Annotated in this window: 13 protein-coding genes and 1 pseudogene; all 14 read left to right on the top strand. The window is 53.3% G+C overall.

The features are described 5' to 3' along the window. On the top strand, positions 1-2,637 hold a 2,637-nt coding region (gene tssH / locus ACOT0L_RS18650; RefSeq protein WP_421637269.1), incomplete at its 5' end, for a type VI secretion system ATPase TssH. Then, the gene (locus ACOT0L_RS18645; RefSeq protein ID WP_045621586.1) at positions 2,634-5,006 is read left to right on the top strand and encodes a type VI secretion system Vgr family protein; all 2,373 of its coding nucleotides are present in this window, start codon (positions 2,634-2,636) and stop codon (positions 5,004-5,006) included. The genes tssH and ACOT0L_RS18645, both read left to right, overlap by 4 nt. A 15-nt stretch (positions 5,007-5,021) precedes the next feature. Continuing rightward, positions 5,022-5,288, top strand: a complete 267-nt coding sequence (locus ACOT0L_RS18640; protein WP_045621588.1) for a PAAR domain-containing protein — start codon at positions 5,022-5,024, stop codon at positions 5,286-5,288. Positions 5,289-5,334: 46 nt separating this feature from the next. After that, positions 5,335-8,103, top strand: a complete 2,769-nt coding sequence (locus tag ACOT0L_RS18635; RefSeq protein ID WP_126503969.1) for a T6SS effector BTH_I2691 family protein — start codon at positions 5,335-5,337, stop codon at positions 8,101-8,103. Continuing rightward, on the top strand, positions 8,100-9,059 hold the full coding sequence (locus ACOT0L_RS18630) for a putative type VI secretion system effector (RefSeq protein WP_022648276.1): 960 nt from the start codon (positions 8,100-8,102) through the stop codon (positions 9,057-9,059). Before ACOT0L_RS18635 ends, ACOT0L_RS18630 begins: the two co-directional genes overlap by 4 nt. 424 nt (positions 9,060-9,483) lie before the next feature. Next, positions 9,484-10,161 (top strand): annotated as a pseudogene (locus ACOT0L_RS18625) (putative type VI secretion system effector); the annotation flags it as partial. Positions 10,162-10,372: 211 nt separating this feature from the next. Further along, on the top strand, positions 10,373-11,278 hold the full coding sequence (locus tag ACOT0L_RS18620; RefSeq protein WP_022648274.1) for a DUF4123 domain-containing protein: 906 nt from the start codon (positions 10,373-10,375) through the stop codon (positions 11,276-11,278). Between the two features lie 51 nt (positions 11,279-11,329). After that, entirely contained in the window at positions 11,330-12,505 is a 1,176-nt protein-coding gene (locus ACOT0L_RS18615) for a hypothetical protein (protein ID WP_126503965.1), read from the top strand. Further along, complete coding sequence (locus tag ACOT0L_RS18610; RefSeq protein WP_340638599.1) at positions 12,468-15,923, top strand: ImcF-related family protein; 3,456 nt, start codon at positions 12,468-12,470, stop codon at positions 15,921-15,923. The genes ACOT0L_RS18615 and ACOT0L_RS18610 overlap by 38 nt, the downstream gene beginning before the upstream one ends. Continuing rightward, positions 15,923-17,524, top strand: a complete 1,602-nt coding sequence (tssA, locus tag ACOT0L_RS18605; RefSeq protein WP_126503961.1) for a type VI secretion system protein TssA — start codon at positions 15,923-15,925, stop codon at positions 17,522-17,524. The genes ACOT0L_RS18610 and tssA overlap by 1 nt, the downstream gene beginning before the upstream one ends. Before the next feature lie 41 nt (positions 17,525-17,565). Continuing rightward, positions 17,566-19,320 carry a type VI secretion system baseplate subunit TssF gene (gene tssF, locus ACOT0L_RS18600; RefSeq protein ID WP_126503959.1) on the top strand — a complete coding sequence of 585 codons (1,755 nt, stop codon included), beginning with the start codon at positions 17,566-17,568 and terminating at the stop codon, positions 19,318-19,320. After that, on the top strand, positions 19,284-20,369 hold the full coding sequence (gene tssG, locus ACOT0L_RS18595; RefSeq protein ID WP_063145837.1) for a type VI secretion system baseplate subunit TssG: 1,086 nt from the start codon (positions 19,284-19,286) through the stop codon (positions 20,367-20,369). Before tssF ends, tssG begins: the two co-directional genes overlap by 37 nt. After that, positions 20,347-20,892, top strand: a complete 546-nt coding sequence (tssJ, locus tag ACOT0L_RS18590) for a type VI secretion system lipoprotein TssJ (RefSeq protein ID WP_126503957.1) — start codon at positions 20,347-20,349, stop codon at positions 20,890-20,892. Before tssG ends, tssJ begins: the two co-directional genes overlap by 23 nt. After that, positions 20,892-21,347: a type VI secretion system baseplate subunit TssE gene (gene tssE / locus ACOT0L_RS18585; RefSeq protein ID WP_126503955.1), complete on the top strand. Its 456-nt coding sequence runs from the start codon at positions 20,892-20,894 to the stop codon at positions 21,345-21,347. The genes tssJ and tssE overlap by 1 nt, the downstream gene beginning before the upstream one ends. Positions 21,348-21,359: the final 12 nt, after the last annotated feature.

The following is a 21,359-nucleotide window of genomic DNA, read 5'->3' as shown; positions in this document are numbered from 1 at the left end:
CCAGCCATCCTGTTACGCCGTCTTAACCCTTACTGTGCCCGCGCGATGGAAGGGGCCGCTTCCCTGTGCCAGACCCGCGCCCATGCGGAAATCCTGCCCGAGCACTGGTTGCTGAAGCTGCTGGAGCAGGGTGAGGGCGACCTGACGGTGCTGGCGCGGCGCTACGAATGGGATATGGATACGATATGGCAGGATATGCTGGGTTTTCTGGACAGCCTGCCACGTTCGGTGCGCAGCCGTCCGCAGCTGTCGGACAGTGTCCGGGCTCTGATGCAGGAGGCCTGGCTGCACGCCTCGCTGTCGGGGGAAGAGCACATCCGCAGCATTCACCTCCTGATGGCCCTGGTGGACAAACCGAAACTGGTGCGCTGCGACGGCCTGTGGCCGCTGCTGACGCTGGCGCAGAGCCAGCTTGAGCGCCTGCGGGGGCTTCTGGATGCGCAGTCGGATGAACGCCCGGAGGTGCAGCAGGAAGCGGAGCTTACGCAGGGCGATGAGGTGGAGTTTGTCGGCCGTCCGGTGAATGCGGATATAAAAGGAGAGCTGAACCCGGCGTTACAGAATGCGCTGGACAGGTTCACCCTCGACGTCACCGCCCGCGCCCGTGAGGGCAGAATCGACCCGGTCTATGGCCGCGACAATGAAATCCGCCAGATGGTGGACATTCTTTCCCGGCGCCGCAAGAACAACCCGATTCTGGTCGGCGAACCGGGCGTCGGCAAGACCGCCCTGGTTGAAGGACTGGCGCTGCGCATCGCCGAAGGCAATGTGCCGGACGCGCTGAAGCCGGTCTCGGTACGCACCCTTGACCTCGGCCTGTTACAGGCGGGTGCAGGCGTGAAGGGTGAGTTTGAACAGCGCCTGAAAAACATCATCGACGCGGTGCAGCAGTCACCCCTGCCGGTTCTGCTCTTCATTGACGAGGCGCACACCATTATCGGTGCGGGCAACCAGGCGGGGGGCGCCGATGCGGCCAACCTGCTGAAACCGGCACTGGCCCGCGGTGAGCTCAGAACCATCGCCGCCACCACCTGGAGCGAATACAAGCAGTACTTTGAGCGCGACGCCGCGCTGGAGCGTCGTTTCCAGATGGTGAAGGTGGACGAACCGGACGACGACACCGCGTGCCTGATGCTGCGGGGACTCAAGCCACGTTACGCGCAGCACCATGGCGTGCATATTACCGATGAGGCGGTTAAAGCCGCCGTCACGCTCTCCAGACGCTATCTGACCGGACGCCAGCTGCCGGACAAGGCGGTTGACCTGCTGGACACCGCGTCGGCCCGTGTCCGCATGAGCCTCGATACGGTGCCGGAGCCGCTGACCCGCATGAAGGCGCAGCTCACGGCACTTGCCATGGAGAAACAGGCGCTGCTGGAGGATATCGCGGTGGGCAATACCGCCCATGGCGAACGTCTGGCCGCCATCGGAGAGGAAGAAGTCGGCATCATTTTGCAGCTCGATGAACGGGAAACCCGGTACGGCCAGGAGCTGAAACTCACGGAAGAACTGTTTGCCTGCCGCACGGATATCTCGCGTCAGGGGGAAATTGCGGACCTTCAGATGCAGCTTACTGCCGTGCAGCAGAATACCCCGCTGCTGGGGCTGGATGTGGACGCGCGTACCGTCGCCACCGTTATCGCCGACTGGACGGGCGTACCGCTCTCTTCCCTGATGAAGGACGAGCAGACGGAACTGCTGAGTCTTGAGCACAGTCTGGCGAAACGCGTTGTCGGCCAGGACAGCGCACTGAATGCCATTGCGCAGCGCCTGCGCGCCAGCAAAACCGGTCTGGCGCCGGAGAACGGCCCGCAGGGCGTGTTCCTGCTTGTGGGCCCGAGCGGCACCGGCAAGACCGAAACCGCCCTGGCGCTGGCCGATGAACTGTTCGGCGGCGAGAAGTCCCTTATTACTATCAACCTCTCGGAATACCAGGAGCCACACACCGTCTCGCAGCTCAAGGGCTCACCGCCGGGCTACGTGGGTTACGGTCAGGGCGGCATTCTGACCGAAGCCGTCCGTAAGCGCCCGTACAGCGTGGTGTTGCTGGATGAAGTGGAAAAGGCACACCGGGACGTGATGAACCTGTTCTACCAGGTGTTTGACCGGGGCTTCATGCGCGACGGCGAGGGGCGGGAAATTGACTTCCGTAACACGGTGATTCTGATGACCTCGAACCTCGGCAGCGACCTCATCATGCAGATGCTGGAGGAACAACCGGAGGCGACAGAGCCGGACCTGCATGAACTGCTGCGTCCTGTCCTGCGGGACCACTTCCAGCCCGCGCTGCTGGCGCGCTTCCAGACGGTGATTTACCGTCCGCTGGCACAGGCAGCGATGCGTACCATTGTGGGGATGAAGCTGAATCAGGTGAGCAGACGCCTCAACCGTCACTACGGAATAACTACCCATATCAGCGAAAGCCTGTACGACGCGCTGACCGATGCCTGCCTGCTGCCGGACACCGGGGCTCGCAATGTTGACAGCCTGCTGAACCAGCAGATTTTGCCGGTCCTGAGCCAGCAGCTGCTGAGCCAGATGGCGGCGGGAAAGAAGCCGCATACCCTGACGCTTGGCTGGGATGAGGAAGAGGGCATAGTGCTCGAGTTTGACCGGACAGAAGGTGAGCATGCATGAGCAGTAATCTTCCCTTACGATTCAGCCACAGCCATCACCTGCTTTCGGTGAAGGGCTGCGATGCAGGGCTTGATGTGCTGGCATTTGAGGGCGATGAAGCCCTGAGCACGCCGTTCAGCTACCGTACTGAATTCACCAGCGCGGATCATGCCATCAGCAAAGAGATGATGCTGATGAAAGCGGCTTCCCTGACGCTTCAGGCCCCGGTAGACCAGGGTTACGGTATCAAAATACAGCAGCCGGTACGGGTGATTCAGGGCGTGGTGACCGGTTTTGAACGCCTCAGCACGTCAAAAGATGAAACCCGCTACGCCCTGACGCTTGAGCCGCGTCTGGCGCTGCTCGACCGCTCGCACCAGAACGCGATTTACCAGGACATGTCGGTTCCGCAAATCGTGGAAAAAATCCTGCGCGAACGTCACGGCATGCGCGGTCAGGATTTTCTGTTCTCACTCTCAAAAGAATACCCGCGTCGTGAACAGGTGATGCAGTACGCTGAGGACGACCTGCACTTTATCACCCGCCTGCTGGGCGAGGTCGGTATATGGTTCCGCTTCACCACCGACACGCGCCTCAGCATTGACGTGGTGGAGTTTTACGACAGCCAGCAGGGGTATGAGAAAGGCCTGACGCTGCCGTCTGTACCGCCATCGGGCCAGCATTCAAAAGGCGTGGATTCAGTCTGGGGAATGGGATGCCATCACAATGTGGTGCAGAAGCAGGTCAGCACCCGGGACTACAACTACCGTCAGGCCACGCAGGACATGAACACCCGGGTTGACGCGACCGGCGGGGATGTCACCACGTACGGTGATGCCTACCACTGGGCGGATAACTACCTGACGCCGGGCAGCGCGTATGACCGCAACCCAGCAGCGGAGTCCGGGGCGTTTTACGCCCGCATCCGTCACGAACGCTACCTGAATGGCCAGACGCAGACCGTTGCCTTCACCAGCTGCCCGGCCCTTTCACCGGGTATGCGGCTGAAAGTCACCGGCGGGTACGAAGTGGCGGAGGTGTTTACCCAGGGCGTGGTGGTCACGGCGATGCACAGCCATGCCCGGCGTGATGCAGACTTTTGCGTCAGGTTTGACGGCATCCCGGACAGCGCGGACTTTTGCTTTCGCCCGGAACCCGGCAGCCGCCCGGTAATGGCCGGCACCTTACCGGCCCGCGTCACCAGCACCACCGAAAATGACACCTACGGGCATATCGACAAGGACGGTCGCTACCGCGTCAATATGCTGTTTGACCGTGAGAACTGGGAAACCGGGTTCGAGAGCCTGTGGGTCCGTCAGTCCCGCCCGTATGCGGGGGACACCTACGGCCTGCACCTGCCGCTGCTGGCAGGCACCGAGGTGGCGATTGGTTTTGAGGACGGCAACCCGGACCGGCCGTACATTGCCGGTGTGCTGCACGACTCGGCGCACGGCGACCACGTTACCATCCGGAACTACAAACGCAACGTCCTGCGGACCCCGGCGAACAACAAAATCCGCCTCGACGACGAGCGCGGAAAAGAGCACATCAAGGTCAGCACAGAGTACGGCGGCAAGAGCCAGCTGAATCTCGGCCATCTGGTCGACAGCGAGAAACAGCAGCGCGGTGAGGGGTTTGAACTCAGAACCGACAGCTGGGGTGCCATCCGGGCGCAGAAAGGACTATTCATCTCGGCGGACGGGCAGGCGAAAGCGCAAGGACTGCAGCGTGAAATGCAAGCTGCGCTCAAAGAACTTGACGCTGCCAGAGAGGTGACTTCTGGATTACGTCACGCTGCTCAAGCAGCCCAGGCGGAATTAGCCGATCTTGAGAAACAAACAACATTTATGAATCAGACGCTTAGCGATCTTAAGCAGCAAGCATTACTTCTGTCTGCCCCTTCAGGAATTGCGCAGGTCACCCCCGCGAGCGTACAAGTTTCGGCGGGGGAAAATCTAATTGTTACTGCTGGTCAACATGCAGACATTAGCATTGCCAAAAAATTAACTCTGGCGGTGGGCGATATTCTGAGCTTATTTGCACACAAACTGGGAATAAAAATGTATGCCTCGGAGGGCAAAGTAGATATTCAGGCACAGTCGGACGCGCTGAATTTATTTGCTAAAGAAAAGCTTTCGGTCGCCAGTTCAGACAACAGCGTTGTCATATCAGCCAAAAAAGAAATCCTTTTGGTTTGTGGGGGGACATTTATACGGTTAAGTGATGCGGGGGTTGAAGTTGGTACTGGCAAAAACGTCACGTTGAAATGTATTGCGGTTCAACAGCAGTCTGCGGCGACGTTAAATTCAACGCTTTCGCTACCTTCTGGCTGCAAACCTGGGGTAATTTCTGCAGCCCAACAGCAAGGGGCTGTGGTGATGCTTAGCTAATACTTGAGGAAAAAGATGACTACAAAATTAGCCGTTTTAGGTGACAGGACGAGTAATGGGAAAATAATTTCTGCAACTGCGAATTATTTTAGTGATGGAAAACAGGTGGCACAAAATAATGACAAAGCCATCTGTACTGTCTGTAAGGGAACATTTCCCATCCTGGCCACTGCAGTTGGTATCGTCAGTAATGGCATACTTCTGGTACAGGATCAGGACCGTGTGCTTTGTCTATGTCCCGGCCATAAAGTGATCGCAGGCTCTAATTTTTTCACTGGCTAAATAAGAATTTTTTATTTACAGGCTTAATTAAAAAAAGGATGTGAATATGGCATGCCAGGGGTTATGCACAACGAAAGGCCTGACAGTACTGCCCGTGCGCTATGCTGTTGTGCCAGAAAATATTAATGCCAGTTTACCGGGATGGGCGAATGATCCGCACATCACAGGGGTAACGCTCGCCAGTAATGAAAAGTACACACTCCGCGCGCTTCGCCAGGGCTACCTTTACGTTTTTTATGAAAAAGGAAAACAGGGCATCAATTACTGGCAGTGCTACAGCGTTGCGCCAGACGGCTCACTGTGGCTGCAACAGGTGGCGTCTAATCCTGTACCGGTGGATAAAGCGCTGTGCGAAACGGGCGAGCATATCGCGCAAAACGTCGAGTTCATGAGCATTGAATCCCCGGATAAGTGCGGCAATGTGTGGTTTGCGTTCAGTCAGTATCCGTGGGAGCAGGAAACGCTCGATCGGTATCGCACCAGGCCAGAAGATCGCACTGAGAGAATGCAGAAAGTGATGCCTTCGGTGGCGGGAGCTCAGCGCACAAAAACAGGGACCGACGTTACCGGGGCAAGCCTGAATCAGGTACTGGACTATCAGGTGCCTTCTGTTTCTGGTCTTCTGCCTGGTCCGGATGAGGCGAAAGTGGTAAACATCAGCCGTGCATCGTCACTCTGGGATCCGACAGTGGATGATCCCTGGCGGGTCAATAATGATGTGGTGAAACTGCAGTCCAGTCTGTATCCGTGGGCAAAAAACCGCAGTGGCATGGCAGCCGCGACGGTCACGGCCATGGAAAACCGAAGTGAGGGGATGACGCCGTTGCTGCTTCCACTCTGGGATCCGGTGGGGATTGTTCATGAGCTTAACGGCTGGAGCCAGGATGTGCTGGGGCGCCAGGCGCAGTTCCTGCAGGAGCGTGAGCTTGAGTTCGCCACCAAAACAAACCTCGATGCAGTCAGAACGCTGCTGGAAAGCAATGCCGAATCTCTGGAGGACGCGATGCGGAGACGAAGAACTGATGGTCCCATGCTGACAGACGAATATCTGGATTCGCGTCTGCAGGCGCTTGAGAAAAGGTATCAGGGTAAGCCTGATGTGCTGGCACAAATCAGGGCTGATGACAGGTTAGTGAGAAATTGGCATGCGCAGAACGTGACGGCATTATACCCGGAGAGTGTGCTGATGAGTCCACCCGAACCGCTGGCTGCTCACCAGCGACGGGTTGCCGCGATACAGGCTCAGGTCGATAAGGAACTGGCGTTAAATCTGCCTGAACACTCGCAGGATTTCAGTGGAGTCCGGGCCCGGAGCTGGGCTCCCTATCAGAAAAAGCTCAACGCAACCCGACAGGCGAACTTTGATACCTGCTACACGAGCCTAGTTGATTCGGTTAATGCTATCTTCCAGAAGCGTATCGTCAGCGTGGTGAACTGGCTCAGTGCACCGGTACTGCTGGCAACGCTGGATGATTTCCAATGCGAGGCACAGCGGGCAGGGCTGTTCTACCAGTCAGCGGTGGGGATGGCCATGCACGGGATTAACAGCTGTCCGGCAGGGGCGGCAAAGATAGACGGCTGGTGGAATGAGTACAGCACTAAAAATCGCGGGAATCTGCTGTGGCGGCATGTGGCGGCCAATAACCCGCAGCTAATCAGTGAACTGGAGCCGTATCTGGCGACGGTGAAAGGGAAAAAGGACGAGGACGTGACGCCTCTGACGGCGACCGCCATGACGGCAGCCCTGATGCAGCAGGTCAGCAATATGAAAAAGCTGGAGGGGTATTACCAGAAATCGATGAACACTGTCGTGAAGGGGCTGCGGGAAAATGCCAGCAAACTGGAAGTACAGCTCTTCAACACGGATGCGTTTATCGTCACGGTGGGAGACAGGGTAAGCCGCATTCTGCGGGTGGATAAGGCAGGCGAGAAGCTTGCGACCACGGCGTTCAGGCTGATATTTATGATAAGGGCGGGAATACCTTCAGAAAAAGTTCACTCGTTAGTGAATGCGTATCTGAAAGATGCCCCGGCGTTACGTCAGACGGTGCTGGAAGGTATACGGCGCAGCGGACGTTTTATGGCGAGCGGGAATGAAGTCGCCGAGCTTAAACAGAGAATGAGCAGCAGGCTGGAAGAGCACTTTGCATCAGAAAAGGGCAAGGCCGAATATCGGCTGGCGGGAATAAACAGTCTGTTGCTGGTGCTGAATGCGATGGATTTTATCTACCTGTGCGGACAGGTAAGGGATGAGAAGAAGCCGCTGGCGAGCCTGCTGGCCAGCGGGCTGGCGATGGTGAGTCAGGGGACGTCGGTTATTTTGCCGGCAATAGAAAAAGGTCTGGAAGCGCGTGAGCTTACGGTGGCCTGGGTCAAGGGGGTTGGGGCGGCAGCGGGTGGAACTGCGTCTTTAATTTCGGTGTTTGCTGATGGTGCAAGTACTTACGAAGAGTTGCAAAGCAATCGTTTTTTACTTTCCTCTGTATTGCTTATTAAAACAACAGTTGATGTCCTGGCAGTCACAAAATCAGTCGGTCTTCTGCTGGAACAGTTTAGTCAACCGATAGTTAAAAAAGTAGCTGGGAAAATTACAGGTTTTTTGGCTTGGGAAATTTTAGGGATCCGAATACTTGCAGTACTGATGACCTGGGAAGTGATGGTAGCGATAACTTTGTTACAGGTGGTTGTGACCTGGATATCGGACGATGAGCTTCAGATATGGTGCAGGAAATGTGTATTTGGAACAGCACCGTTCAACCGCAGTGTGGCAGACCAGAATAAAGCCTTGGAAGGGGCGATAAAGGATATTTCATGAATTCAAAAGAGCAGCATCAGATATGCTCCCGTTTTGTTGAGCCAGAAAAATTAGCAGACCTGCGTACAAAGCGAGAGATTGAGATGATGAACGGCAGGCCGTGGACACGTGAGCTTCCGCCGCCGCCGGTATTGCCGCCTTATGGTCCTCTGGAGAAAATATCAGGGAAACTGCAGTCTTTCCGTAGCGAATATTTTCGGGAGTATTTTGATGCAGTTGCCTACCGGACCAGCACGTTGCCGGAGATATCAGATGGCCAGCGCGGAGCTGCCGCCGCTGCAGCGATAGTTGCAGGGAGCCCGGGTGTCGGGGCTGTAATGATGGCTGAAAGCGAGTCTTCGAATGATTCGGCGGAATATGTGCAGGGGATGATTAATGGCCAGCCGTTTCGCGGCTGGGTGGGTGTCACCCGGCTTCAGACTGGCGATGATGTGGACATGATTGTTGAGTGGCAGCATGACCATTATGAGGTCTATGCCATTGCGTTACCGGAAGAGCGGATAGTGTCAGTATGTCCGAAATGTGATATGGGGCATATTGCGCATATGCTGTGGCGCATTAAAAATATGTTCATTCTAATCACCATATTGATGGTGGCTTTTGTTTCTGTATGTGTATTTATCTCTATCTCAAAAGGAAATCCAAATGGTGTCTCTTTATTTGAGAGGTTTTATCTTTTCCTGGTAATGGCTTTTGTGGTGTCCTCTGTAATTTCGGGGTTGATTGCATTCTTTGCATATAAAGCCTGTGCGCCAACACGCTGCAAACTGGCGGAGGAGATATTTCAGTTGCTGCGGATGAGGCGTGTTGCAACAATCAATCTCAATAAAATAACAAAAAAACGTGAGCAACAACTAAAAGATAATGGGAAGTGGTATGAGCCGGGTGATAAAAGCAAACCTGCCTGTCCCAGCGGGAGATTCATTTATTCAGATGAAGGCTGGTTTTACTACTAAATCGGCAGTGAAACAAGCTACTTTCGCTAGTGTTATTAGTCGTGGAATGCTTCTGGTGTGGAATTAATTGCTGAAAAATAAACGGTGGAAATATATTTTGGAGTCAGATCTCTGGCGATTTTGCTGGCCTGGGCAGTGATGGTGGCGATAACTTTGTTACAGGTGGTTGTGACCTGGATATCGGACGACGAGCTTCAGATATGGTGCAGGAAATGCGTATCTGGAACAGCACCGTTCAACCGCAGTGTGGCAGACCAGAATAAAGCCCTAGAAGGGGCGATAAAGGATATTTCATGAATTCAGAAGAGCAATATCAGATATGTTCCCGTTTTGTTAAGCCAGGAAAATTAGCAGACCTGCGTACAAAGCGAGAGATTGAGGTGATGAACGGCAGGCCGTGGACACGTGAGCTGCCGCCGCCGCCGCGATAGTCGCAGGGAGTCCTGGCGTCGGGGCTGCCATTATGGCTGAGAGCGAATCATCAAATGATTCGGCGGAATATGTGCAGGGAGATATTAATGGCAGACCATTTCGCGGCTGGGTGGGCATCACCCGACTTCAGACTGGCGATAATGTGGACATGATTGTTGAGTGGCAGCATGATCATTATGAAGTCTATGCCATTGCGTTACCGGAAGAGCGGATAGTGTCTGTATGTCCGAAATGTGATATGGGGCATATTGCGCATATGCTGTGGCGGATTAAAAACATGTTTATTCTCACGGGGATTTTTTTCTTCTCGGTGCTTTTTGCGGGAGTTCTGAGTGAAGTGATTGAAGATACCTGGAAGGGCCTTGAGTCATTTATCACCACATACTTTTGGTTGTATGTTATAGCATTGTTGGGGGGAGTGGGTCTTTCAGGATTAATTGCATTCTTTGCTTATAAAGCCTGTGCTCCAACACGCTGCAAACTGGCGGAGGAGATATTTCATCTGCTGGGTGTGAAAAATATTAGAACAGTAAACCTCAATAAGGTGACAAAAAAACGTGAGCAACAACTAAAAGACAATGGGAAGTGGCATGAGCCGGGTGATAAAAGTAAGCCTGCCTGTCCCAGTGGGAAATTCATTTATTCAGATGAAGGCTGGTTTTACTACTAGACAGAAAAAGACAGTGTTATTTTGGTTACCCTCGACAGGAAACGAGGTAAGCCAGCATGCCCAATTTTGAAATTTACCTACTCAGGAGGAAATTGCTATCTCTACTGAGAGAGGGAGCGGCTAAATATGAATAAGATAATGATGTTTTATGAAAATCATAAATACAAATTAATTGAAATGTGTTTCTAATATTATTCTGGCAGGGTTGATTATGGATGATAAATTTTTTAACGATATACATGAAGAAATTACCAATGCTGCTTTTGGGAAAAATGGGAAATGTTTTCTGCTGATAGATGCATCTTTAGAACAGTATCATTCAGAACTTTTTTTGCCCGGTATTCTTAGAGAATATAAATCTTATCCTGTTACATTCCGCCAGGAAGAACTTCAGGGGGCTTTACCACTTTACCTTTTCCCTCTTAGTGCCTCCAGCGAGAGAGATGGTCAATTGTTTAAGAATAGTATTTACCATTCATTGAATGAGTTGAAAATAGAAAAACTTGAGTCCGGGGAAGGGCGCAGCGTCTGTGCGTGGATTTCGACGGATTTAACTGGGGAGCAGCTTGCTGAACAGGTCGCTTTGTCCGCCGTACAGTCGATTCAATCAGTTGGTAATATATTACTTCGCTATTACGACCCATCAGTATTTGGTTTGTTAATGTATACGCTAGATAAATGGCAAAAACAACAGCTATTAAGCAATATTAATACATGGTCTTATATTGATGGAGGCGGAATAGCTCAGGTGGTGAATGGTGATGGTAAATGCAAAAAAAAATTAAACTACTCACTTGGATTAACAGAGCAAAATGCATTAGAAATGGGCCGAATTTTAGTTGTTAATTATATTTTGCGAGCATATCGGAAAATGAGAATGCCGCATAAATTTAGTGAGCGTGATGTTATGGGATTATTGCATCCTGCGCTGGATTATTATTATTCAACTTTCTCAACATCCGATAAGGATGTTATTGATTTTGGGCTTGATGTGTTGAGCGCGCAGCGGCTATTTTATCAGGATGAGGTATTTAAGAAGATCTTATTTAGTAATCGCAGTAAAGACCTTCAGTCATACTCAGATATTAAATCCATAATTGACAGTATGGCATGTTAAGAAGTTTTTTCTCTTAAAGAAAATGTGCTGTTAACAATGATGGAGAATGATATGAATTGGCCTGTGCAAATAATCCCTCCAGTCGATAAGATTCCTGGAATTAAATGGAGTAAATGGTTTTTTTCTTTCATAAGTATTTTGTTGATTGTGGTGGTTAGTTGGGTTGGGGCTAAAATTATTTTGCCTGCTGAAGATGATGAGCTTTTGAAATTGCTTACCCTGTTGTTTTTTTCGGTGCCCCTAGCTTTTTCTGTCATAATTTCCGTTAGAATCTATTACCATGGTTTGTGTTTGTCGGCATTCGAAGCAAGAGAGCGCGAAGCAGCATTGGTCAGGAAAGACTGGACTGAATGGGCAAGTAAAAAGTTTTATGTTTCCGCTTATAAACTATTTCTCCCTTCTGCAATATCGCAAACCGATATAGCAATGTCTCATTCGGTTGAAATATATAATAACCAGCGATTGAAACTACGGGGCCATAACGATGATTTATATACTGAAGAACAACTGATTTACGAACTGTTGTCGTCTGTCAGAACAAGGCTGTTACGGTTGAGTGAATCATGTATATTTGATATTATATTTACCTATGATAGTAATTATATTACTTTCTCAATATTTCAAGAGTGTTGGGCTGCGATCGGGTTTGATGAAAATTGCTTGCGTAATTATTACTGTTGGAGTAAAGCATTAGGACAGGGATTTGATACATTATCCAACATCTCAAAAAATCGGGTGTCAATAATAATATCTGCAAACATTGAAACTTTTGTAAAATACCCCCCTGACTCAACAGAGTTCGCTTCAATATTGCTGGTGACTCATCGAGAACAACTCCCTGAAAAAAACAATAATGGTGTGGCTTTGCGACCAATGGTATGCAACAAAAATCTCACCAAACAAGAGGTCATCCACATGATGACTTACCAGTCAGATATTCTTAAAACGACAAGAGTACTTTTTAACAATATGAGTGCAGAGGAAGCTTCAGAAGTTTCGGAGATATTAAGACTCTCATCTTTATCTATGAATGTTGAATGGGAGTGTGAGATAATGCATTTAAATTTGATGCTGGGTAATTTAAATGAGCACCATTTTTGGTTGGTGTTTACTCTGGCCCTTTTCATATCAGAAAAAAATAATGAGCCGGTTTTAATGGTCACTGGCGTTGGTGATGAATACCTTTTAAATGTCATTAAGCCATTTGATAATCGCAAGGAGCATTAAATTGAACACCTCGGCAAAATGGAGAGTGATTGGCCTTGTATCCTGTCTCATTATCTTTGGTGTGCTGACTTTTATAGGATGTTACTACTATGGGGATATCTTTGGATGGGTATCCTCAAAAGAAAAAGTGAGCCTTTGGTTCTTATGCATGTTTTTAATTTCTGTGTTCCTGATGTTGATGAACTTCGGTGTGTGGTTCCATCAAAAAGAGTATCGCTTTCAGCATATCGCGGGAGGGAAGTCCGTCACAGCTAATGTTCTTAATAACTATAAAAAGTCCAGTAAAAAGGATCCTGTAAAAGCTCATTTACGCCGACGCTATAGCTTCTTGTGGCAAAACAAGATCCGCCTGCTGTTGATCACCGGCGATGAAGCCGCGATTGAGCAACTGGTACCTGGCCTGCAACAGCAGCAGTGGCTTGAAGGCAACCGCACCGTGCTGATTTACGGTGGCAGCCTGGCATCGGAGCCTGACCGCGAAAAATACATCGCGCTGCGTAAACTGCGCCGCGGGCGTCCGCTGGACGGGATTGTCCGTGTACTGCCTGAGTCACTTAATCTGACCCCACAAATCAGTGACAACGATTTACGCGGCCTGGAAAAAATCAGCGAACTGCTGCGTTATTCCGCTCCGGTCTGGCTGTGGCAACTGTGCAGCAGTCACTGGTCGCAGGGTACGCGTCCTGAGCAGGCGGTAGGCGCAAGCTTTCCACCACGCGCAAAAGAAGATGATGTAATCCGCCAGCTGGAACTGATGCTGCCGGCCCTGCGGGCGCAGGGGATGAGTCAGGTCGCGAAAAACAGCAGCCACGACTTCCTGCTGCGCCTGAGCCAGCACCTGAACGACGGTGCTATTGCCCGCTGGGCTCAGCAGTTGCAGCCATGGCTCTTTGTTTCTCAACAGCGCGTCCCGCTGCGTGGTCTGATGTTCAGCCTGTCGGAGAAGAAACCTGCCGGAATGTCAGCGGGGACAGCCGATGCTGAGAATTATGGATCACAGCGTCATGCCCTGACTCTGCCAGCAACCTGGCAGGGTATTGTTGACGACTGCACCCGCGTACGTGGCCGTCGTGTCGGTATGCCGTGGGAACGAGCGCTGGCCTGGGCACTGATGGCCATCATCAGTGTCTGTGGGGGAGGGATGCTGCTGTCGTTTGCGGTCAACCGGTCACAAATAGTTTCTGTTGCACAGCAGGCTCATGCTCTGGTGGAGCACCCTTCTGTATCGGATTACCAGCTGACGGCCCTGCATGCTTTGCGTAATGATGCCGGTCGCCTGCTGCACCATATTCTGGACGGCGCGCCATGGTATCAGCGCTTTGGTCTTAACCATGATCAGCAGTTGCTTGACGCAATGCTGCCCTGGTACGGGGCGGCGAACAACCGTCTGATACGTGATCCGGCAAATGAAGCGCTTAAGCAGAAGCTCATTGCGCTGGTCAATTCGGCACCCAACAGCGACCAGCGGACACAGCTGGCGAAACCGGGTTATGACCAGCTGAAAGCCTGGCTAATGATGTCCCGTCCGGATAAAGCTGATGGTGCATTCTACGCGCAAACCATGAAAACCGTGCAGCCGACGCGTTTAGGTATCTCAGCTGGCCTGTGGCAAAGCCTGTCACCGGATTTGTGGGCTTTCTACATCACCGAACTGCCTAAGCAGCCACAGTGGAAAATCACGCCGGATGCGCAGCTGGTCAGCCAGAGCCGCCAGGTGTTGTTGCAGCAGATAGGACGGCGCAACGCGGAAAGTACGCTGTACGAGAACATGCTCAAATCCGTACGTCGTAACTTTGCCGATGTGTCTCTGGAGGACATAACTGGCGGTACCGATGCCCGTCGCCTGTTTACCACCGATGAGGTGGTGCCGGGCATGTTCACCCGTCAGGCCTGGGAGGGAGGGATTCAGCAGGCCATTGAGAAAGCGGCAAACTCCCGCCGCGATGAAATCGACTGGGTACTGAGCGACAGCCGGAAAACCGTTTCCTCAGACCTGTCGCCGGAAGCCCTGAAAGCGCGTCTGACACAACGCTACTTTACTGACTTTGCCAGCAGTTGGCTGAGCTTCCTCAACAGCCTGCAACTTAATCCGGCAAACAATATTGCAGACGTCACTGACCAGCTGACGCTGATGAGTGATGTTCGCCAGTCACCGCTGATTGCCCTGATGAACACCCTCGCCTGGCAGGGGCAGGCCGGCCAGAAGAGTGAAGGCCTGTCGGACTCCATCATCAAATCGGCTAAAGACCTGGTAGGCGGGAAGGACAAACCGGTAATTGACCAGTCAGCCTCAGGCCCGCAGGGCCCACTGGATGAAACCTTTGGACCGTTGCTAACACTTATGGGTAAAAACAACGGCAGCAACGTTATGTCGGCTGACAATTCACTGAGCCTGCAAACGTATCTTACCCGTATCACCCGTGTGCGTCTGCGTCTGCAACAGGTCGCCAGCGCCTCTGACCCTCAGGAAATGATGCAGAGCCTGGCGCAGACCGTATTCCAGGGCAAAAGCGTGGACCTGACCGACACCCAGCAGTACGGCAGCCTGATTGCTGCAAGCCTGGGCGAAGAGTGGAGTGGTTTTGGCAGCACCATGTTTGTGCAGCCGCTGACCCAGGCCTGGGAAACTGTGCTTCAGCCATCGGCAGCGAGCCTGAATGACAAATGGAGTCGTTCCGTGGTGGCGAACTGGCATACGGCATTTGACGGACGTTTCCCATTTGCTGTCAGCAAGAGTGATTCCTCTCTGCCAATGCTGGCTGAGTTTGTGCGTAAGGACAGCGGACGCATTGAGCGCTTCCTGACCACGGAACTCGGCGGTGTGCTGCATAAGGAGGGCAGCCAGTGGGTACCGGATAAGGTTAATAGCCAGGGGCTGAGCTTTAACCCAGCCTTCCTGCGGGCGATTAATCAGCTCAGCCAGCTATCGGATATCTTATTTACCGACGGCTGTCAGGGCATCAGCTTTGAACTACAGGCGCGTCCGGTACCGCAGGTGGTAGAAACGCAACTGACTATTGATGGACAAAAGCTGCACTACTTCAACCAGATGGCAGACTGGCAGAGCTTCCGCTGGCCTGGTGACACCTACAAGCCCGGAACCATGCTGACATGGACCACCGTCAATGCGGGTGCACGTCTGTTTGGTGATTACAGCGGAATCTGGGGCTTTATTCGCTGGCTGGATGAAAGTAAGAGAGAGCAGCTTGACCGCAGTCAATGGATGATGAGTTTTACCGCCCCGGATGGTCGTACCCTACAGTGGGTACTGCGTTCACAACTGGGCAGTGGGCCGCTGGCGTTACTGGCACTCCGGGGTTTTACGCTGCCAGATCAAATATTCAGCGTCGACAGCGCGGCTATGGCGCAGGCGCTGATGACCAACACAGAAAACAGTGACATGGACGGAGTCGAATAATGGACGCTTTGCAGAATCTGGTTGTTGCCTGCCAGGCGGATGAAACCTTGCTGCGACAGCAGGCGCAGTCACGTATGGAAAGCTGGCAGAGCTGGCTTACCCCTATCAGTGAGATCAATCCTACAGGAGAAGACCCGGGTTATGACGATGATTTCCAGCGTATCCGGGAGGAGGTCAATAAACTTTCCGGCATTGATACCGGGCTGATTTGCCAGCTGGCTGAAAAGGTGCTGATCACTGTGGCCAAAGATGTCCGGGTTGCTACTTACTATTGTTGGGCGCGCTTGCACCAGGACGGTGAAACCGGGTTTGCTGAAGGGCTTGAGTTACTGGCGGGATTACTAACCCAGTATGGAACACAGCTCCATCCTCAGCGCGAGCGAAGCCGTAAACCGGCGCTGGAGTGGCTCGCAGGCTCTCGTCTACTTGACAGCCTGTTGCTCTGGCCAGAAGTGGTACGCGACGATGCCCAGCGTACGACCGGTGCGTTGCTGCTCATCCGTGACAGTCTTGAAACTGAGCCGGAAGCGTCACGTCCAGATCTGAATGCTCTGTACAGCGCGCTGGGATCCCGCCTGATGAAAGCCGGTGGCGTGGATGCGGTAATACCCCAGAACGCCAGCAGTCAGACACGCGCGCATACAGCATCTCAAACGGCAGAACAGGACGCGCCAGTGCTGAGCCGCATCACGTCCGGTCAGGATTTGCTGGCTCAGGCCCGAACCCTAACGGGATATTTGCGTGAGCAACCTGATGGCTGGCTTGCCGCACACCGGCTGATGAAAAGTCTGCGTCACGACACGCTGAGAGCGATCCCGGCACCGGATGCCGAAGGGAAAACGCGCATCGAACCGCCGCGGGCTGACCAGCGGGCAATGCTCAAACGGCTGTATTTGCAACAGAGCTGGCTGGAGATACTGGAACAAGCGGACAGCACTTTCTCGCGTGGCGCCAATCATCTCTGGCTGGATTTGCAGTGGTACATCCATCAGGCCCTGATTAAATCAGGCCAGGATGTGCTGGCCGATATCATTATCGCTGACCTGAAAGGGCTGCTGCGGCGCCTTCCCGGACTTGAAACGCTGGCCTTCAATGACGGCACACCCTTTGCTGATGAGGTCACGCTGAACTGGATAAACCAGAGCGTGCAGGACGAGATGTCCAACTGGCGGGATGAGCCTGTCAATGCCTTGAGTGAAACGGGCAACGATATTCTGGCCCTTGAACCGGAAGTTTTGGAGAAAGCTGACACGGATGGTCTGGATGCCACACTCCACTGGCTGCAAACGCGCCCGGGCACCGACACCACAAAAGACAAATGGTTGGTGCGTCTGCTGATGGCCCGCGTGGCGGAGCAGAAGGGTAAGAATGAGCTGGCTCTGCATCTGCTGGGTGAGCTTGACGGTGCAGCACAGGCCATCACCCTCACGCAATGGACGCCAGCATTGTTGTTTGAAGTGAAATCGCGCCGCCTCAGGCTGCTGCGCATGAAAGCCGCCCGCAGCGAAACCGATAAGTCACGGCTTCAGCCAGAGATGGACCAGCTTCTGGCGGGCCTGATTGCGCTTGACCCGGCAGGCTGTGCGGTGCTTTGCGGGTAAAGCGACTGACATACCTTTAAAACACATTTATTCAGGTTCTTATGGATGATTTAACCCTGCGTTATTACGACGCTGAAATGCGCTACCTGCTGGAAGCCGGCGAAGAATTTGCCCGCGCTCACCCCGAGCAGGCGGCTATGCTCAATCTCGATAAGGCGGGCGCGCGCGACCCGTACGTGGAGCGCCTGTTCGAGGGCTTTGCCTTCCTGATGGGCCGTCTGCGCGAGAAGCTTGACGACGACCTGCCGGAACTGACCGAAGGGCTGGTCAGCCTGTTGTGGCCGCATTATCTGCGCACCATTCCCTCGATGTCGGTGGTGGAGTTCACTCCTGTCTGGCGTGAGATGAAAGAACCGATGCGTATCGCCAGAGGTTTCGAGGTCAATTCGCGGCCGATCGGTGAAAAAGGCACGCGTTGTCGCTACACCACATCTAAAGAGATAACCCTTCAGCCACTGGCGTTGGAGCATGCCCGCCTGTCGACTGATCCTGACGGGCGCTCTGTCATCAGCCTGCGCTTCAGTTGTAGCCATCTTGCTGACTGGAGCCGTGTCGATCTCAGCCAGATCCCGTTCTATTTCAATGCTGACGCACCGCTGGCCTGCGCTATGCATGAAGCTTTTACCATGAATACGGCGCGTCTGTGGCTGCGCATGCCAGGTGACGTAGACAGAAGGCCGATGGACGGGTATTTCACCGCACTGGGGTTTGGTGATGATGACAGGCTGTGGCCGAAGGGGGACAGCAGTTTCAGCGGTTACCAGTTGCTGCTGGAGTACTTCACCTTCCGCGAGAAATTTATGTTCATGGGGCTGCGCGGGCTGGAGGCCGTGATCTTTCCTTCTGAGCTTCCTTGGTTTGAAATCGACGTGGTGCTGGCGGAACGCTGGGAGCATGACTTCAGCTTTACCGAAAAGCACCTGCGCCTGAATTGCGTGCCGGTCATTAACCTGTTTCCGCTGGAATCCGATCCGCTGACGCTCAATTCTCTGCAAACCGAATACATGCTGCGCCCGATGCGCGTGCAGGATGGCCATACCGAGATATATACCGTGGATTCGGTGATGTCGTCGAGTCAGCATACCTACGTGCCGTTTTCGAGCTTCCGTCATAAGGGAGGAATGATGCGTCATGAAGCACCGGAATATTACTACCACACCCGCGTGCGCCGCGGTCCGTCCGGCCTGCATAACACCTGGCTCATTCTTGGCGGCGAAGCATTTGATAATCATACCGTCCCGGAAGACGAAAGCCTGTCGCTGACGCTCACCGGCACAAACGGTCAACTGCCACGACGTGCGCTGCAAAGCACCGTGCTTGATACGGTGATGAAAACCACTTCGGTCAGCATTGCCGTGCGCAACCTGTGTGCGCCGACGCTGCCTTGTTACCCACCGGCGCAGGACCGTTTCCACTGGCGCGTGCTGAGTCACCTTGGCAGCGGATTTCTGTCGATGATGGATAATGCCGACGTGCTGCGCGGTACCCTGGCGCTGTATGAATGGACCGACAGCGAGATGAACCGTCGCCGCCTGGAAGCCATCATTGACGTGAAGCACAGTGAAACCGAACGCTTTGAACAGGGCTACCTGGTGCGCGGCGTGCAGATTGAGGTGACCCTGGACAGCCATGGCTTTGCCGGGCGCGGTGACATCTGCCTGTTTGGCGAGATGCTGAGTCGTTTCTTTGCGCTCTACACCGACATTTATCTGTTTAACCGACTGATTATCATCCTGCAACCTACCGGAGAGCGCCTGGAATGGGAAGAGAAGCACAATCGCCGTATTCCCGGCTGAGCCCACGGCTGGAAGCCGACCTGCATCGTATGAACTTTTACCGTTTATGCCAGTTACTGGAGAAGCGTAACCCGGGCAGGCCGCTGATGGGCTCGACCAGTCATCCGGGGGATGATCCGGTACGCTTTGCCCCACATCCGGGGATGGGATTTCCGGCCAGTGAGATGAAAGCCGTGGAATATGATGAGGAGGATGACAGCCGGCCACCACTCATCCGCACGACCTTTATGGGAATGTACGGTGTCGACTCACCCTTGCCGACGGCGTATCTCGATGACATCGCTCAGCGTCGGGAAGGGCATTATGCACTACAGGGTTTTCTGGATATCTTCAGCCATCGCATTCTGACGCAGTTTTACCGTATCTGGCGTAAATACTCTTATCCTGCCACCTTTGAACCCGGTGGTACGGACAGCATCTCGCAGTCACTGCTGGGCCTGGTGGGGCTGGGTATTCCCGGCACAGCAGACCATATTGCCACACCGGTATCCCGTTTTCTGGCTTTGCTGGGTGTCCTACAGCAACCGGGCAAAACTCAGGAGGGGATGCAGGCGCTGGTGACTTTGCTGGCCCCGGAAACCACCGTTAAGGTTAGCCCGTACTGCCTGCGGCCGGTGGAAATTGGTCAGCCACTGGGCTTTTACGGTGATGACGATTTTCTGTTGGACGGCAACACACCACTGGGTGACGAAGCGATGGATGCGGGTAGCCAACTGCTGGTTGCGCTTAGGACGGATAATGAACAGGAGGCACAGGGCTGGAAGCCGGACGGTCTGCTGTATCAGGACTTTATGGTGATGCTTCGTGTCTGGCTCGGTTGGCGTTTTAAGGCAAAACTCACCCTGACCACCCGGACCCGACTTCTTGCCGTTCCGCCGCTTGGTGAAGGCCCTTTCTGGCTCGGGATGAACGGCGTGCTGGGGGCTGATGAGGGGGAGTTTACAGACGATATCCCACCGACCTTTACGACGGAACTGGGCTATTACACCGGCCTGAAGCCGGCAATATCACAACAAGGAAACCGACGTGTTACGTACAAGTTCAATTAAACATGCGAGCTTGCTGCCTGCTCTGCTGGCATTCAGCCTGACGGGGTGCGGGGTGACGCAGGGCATCACTGATGGCACCAAATCGGCATTTAACTCCGTGTTCTACAAAAAAATTAAGATGCTGCACCTGGATTTCACGGCGCGTGAAGCGTTAAACACCGATTCCCGCGAAAATAACTCACTCTCCGAGCCGGTGGTAGTCCGCGTCTATCAACTGAAAGACCGTAAAATCTTCGATAAAACGGTTTACCAGCAACTGCTGAAAGATGGCGAAACTATCCTGAAAACCGACCTGATGGCGACCCGCGATGTGGTCGTAAAACCGGGCGGTGATACAAATCTTGATATGCCAATGGAAGAAGAAACGCAGTTTGTCGCGGTAGTCGGCCTGTTTCGTCACCCGGACCTGGTCAACAATACCTGGAAGCAGGTTCTAAAACGTGAAGATCTCGATCCGGATAAGCCGCGCATTCTGGAGGCTGGGAATAACCACCTTACGTTACAGCCATTGAAGGATGACTGATGCCACAGGGACACAACACGCCATCGCTTTATGAAATGCTGAGCGGTAATTTCTCAGGAGGCCTGAGCTTCAACCAGGTCAGCGAACAAAATCAGGTGATTTTATCCGTACTCGATAACATGCAGCGCATCCTCAACTGCCGCGCCGGTACGCTGGCTCACCTGCCGGACTACGGCCTGCCGGATATGACAAAAATCCTCCAGGGGATGCCCGGAACCGCCCATCAGCTGATCACCACACTGTCGGCCGTGTTGCTGAAATATGAGCCGCGCCTGAATCGAATTAACGTGGTGATGCAGGAACAGATTCAGACCGGTGAGCTTCGCTACGCCATTGACGCGGAGCTGAAGGGGGTGGGGCTGGTGCGCTACGGCACGGAATTTATGCCCGAGGGCAGGGTATTAATCCGTCATCTGAAACAACAGCAATACCTCGATGCACGAGCCGCCATCTAGTTATTACTCAGG

The sequence above is a fragment of the Enterobacter cloacae complex sp. XAL002 genome, assembly GCF_049236805.1.
Classification (GTDB): domain Bacteria; phylum Pseudomonadota; class Gammaproteobacteria; order Enterobacterales; family Enterobacteriaceae; genus Enterobacter; species Enterobacter intestinihominis.
The sequence above is the reverse complement of the archived record's forward strand: the minus strand, read 5'-3'. Positions and strand labels throughout refer to the sequence as shown.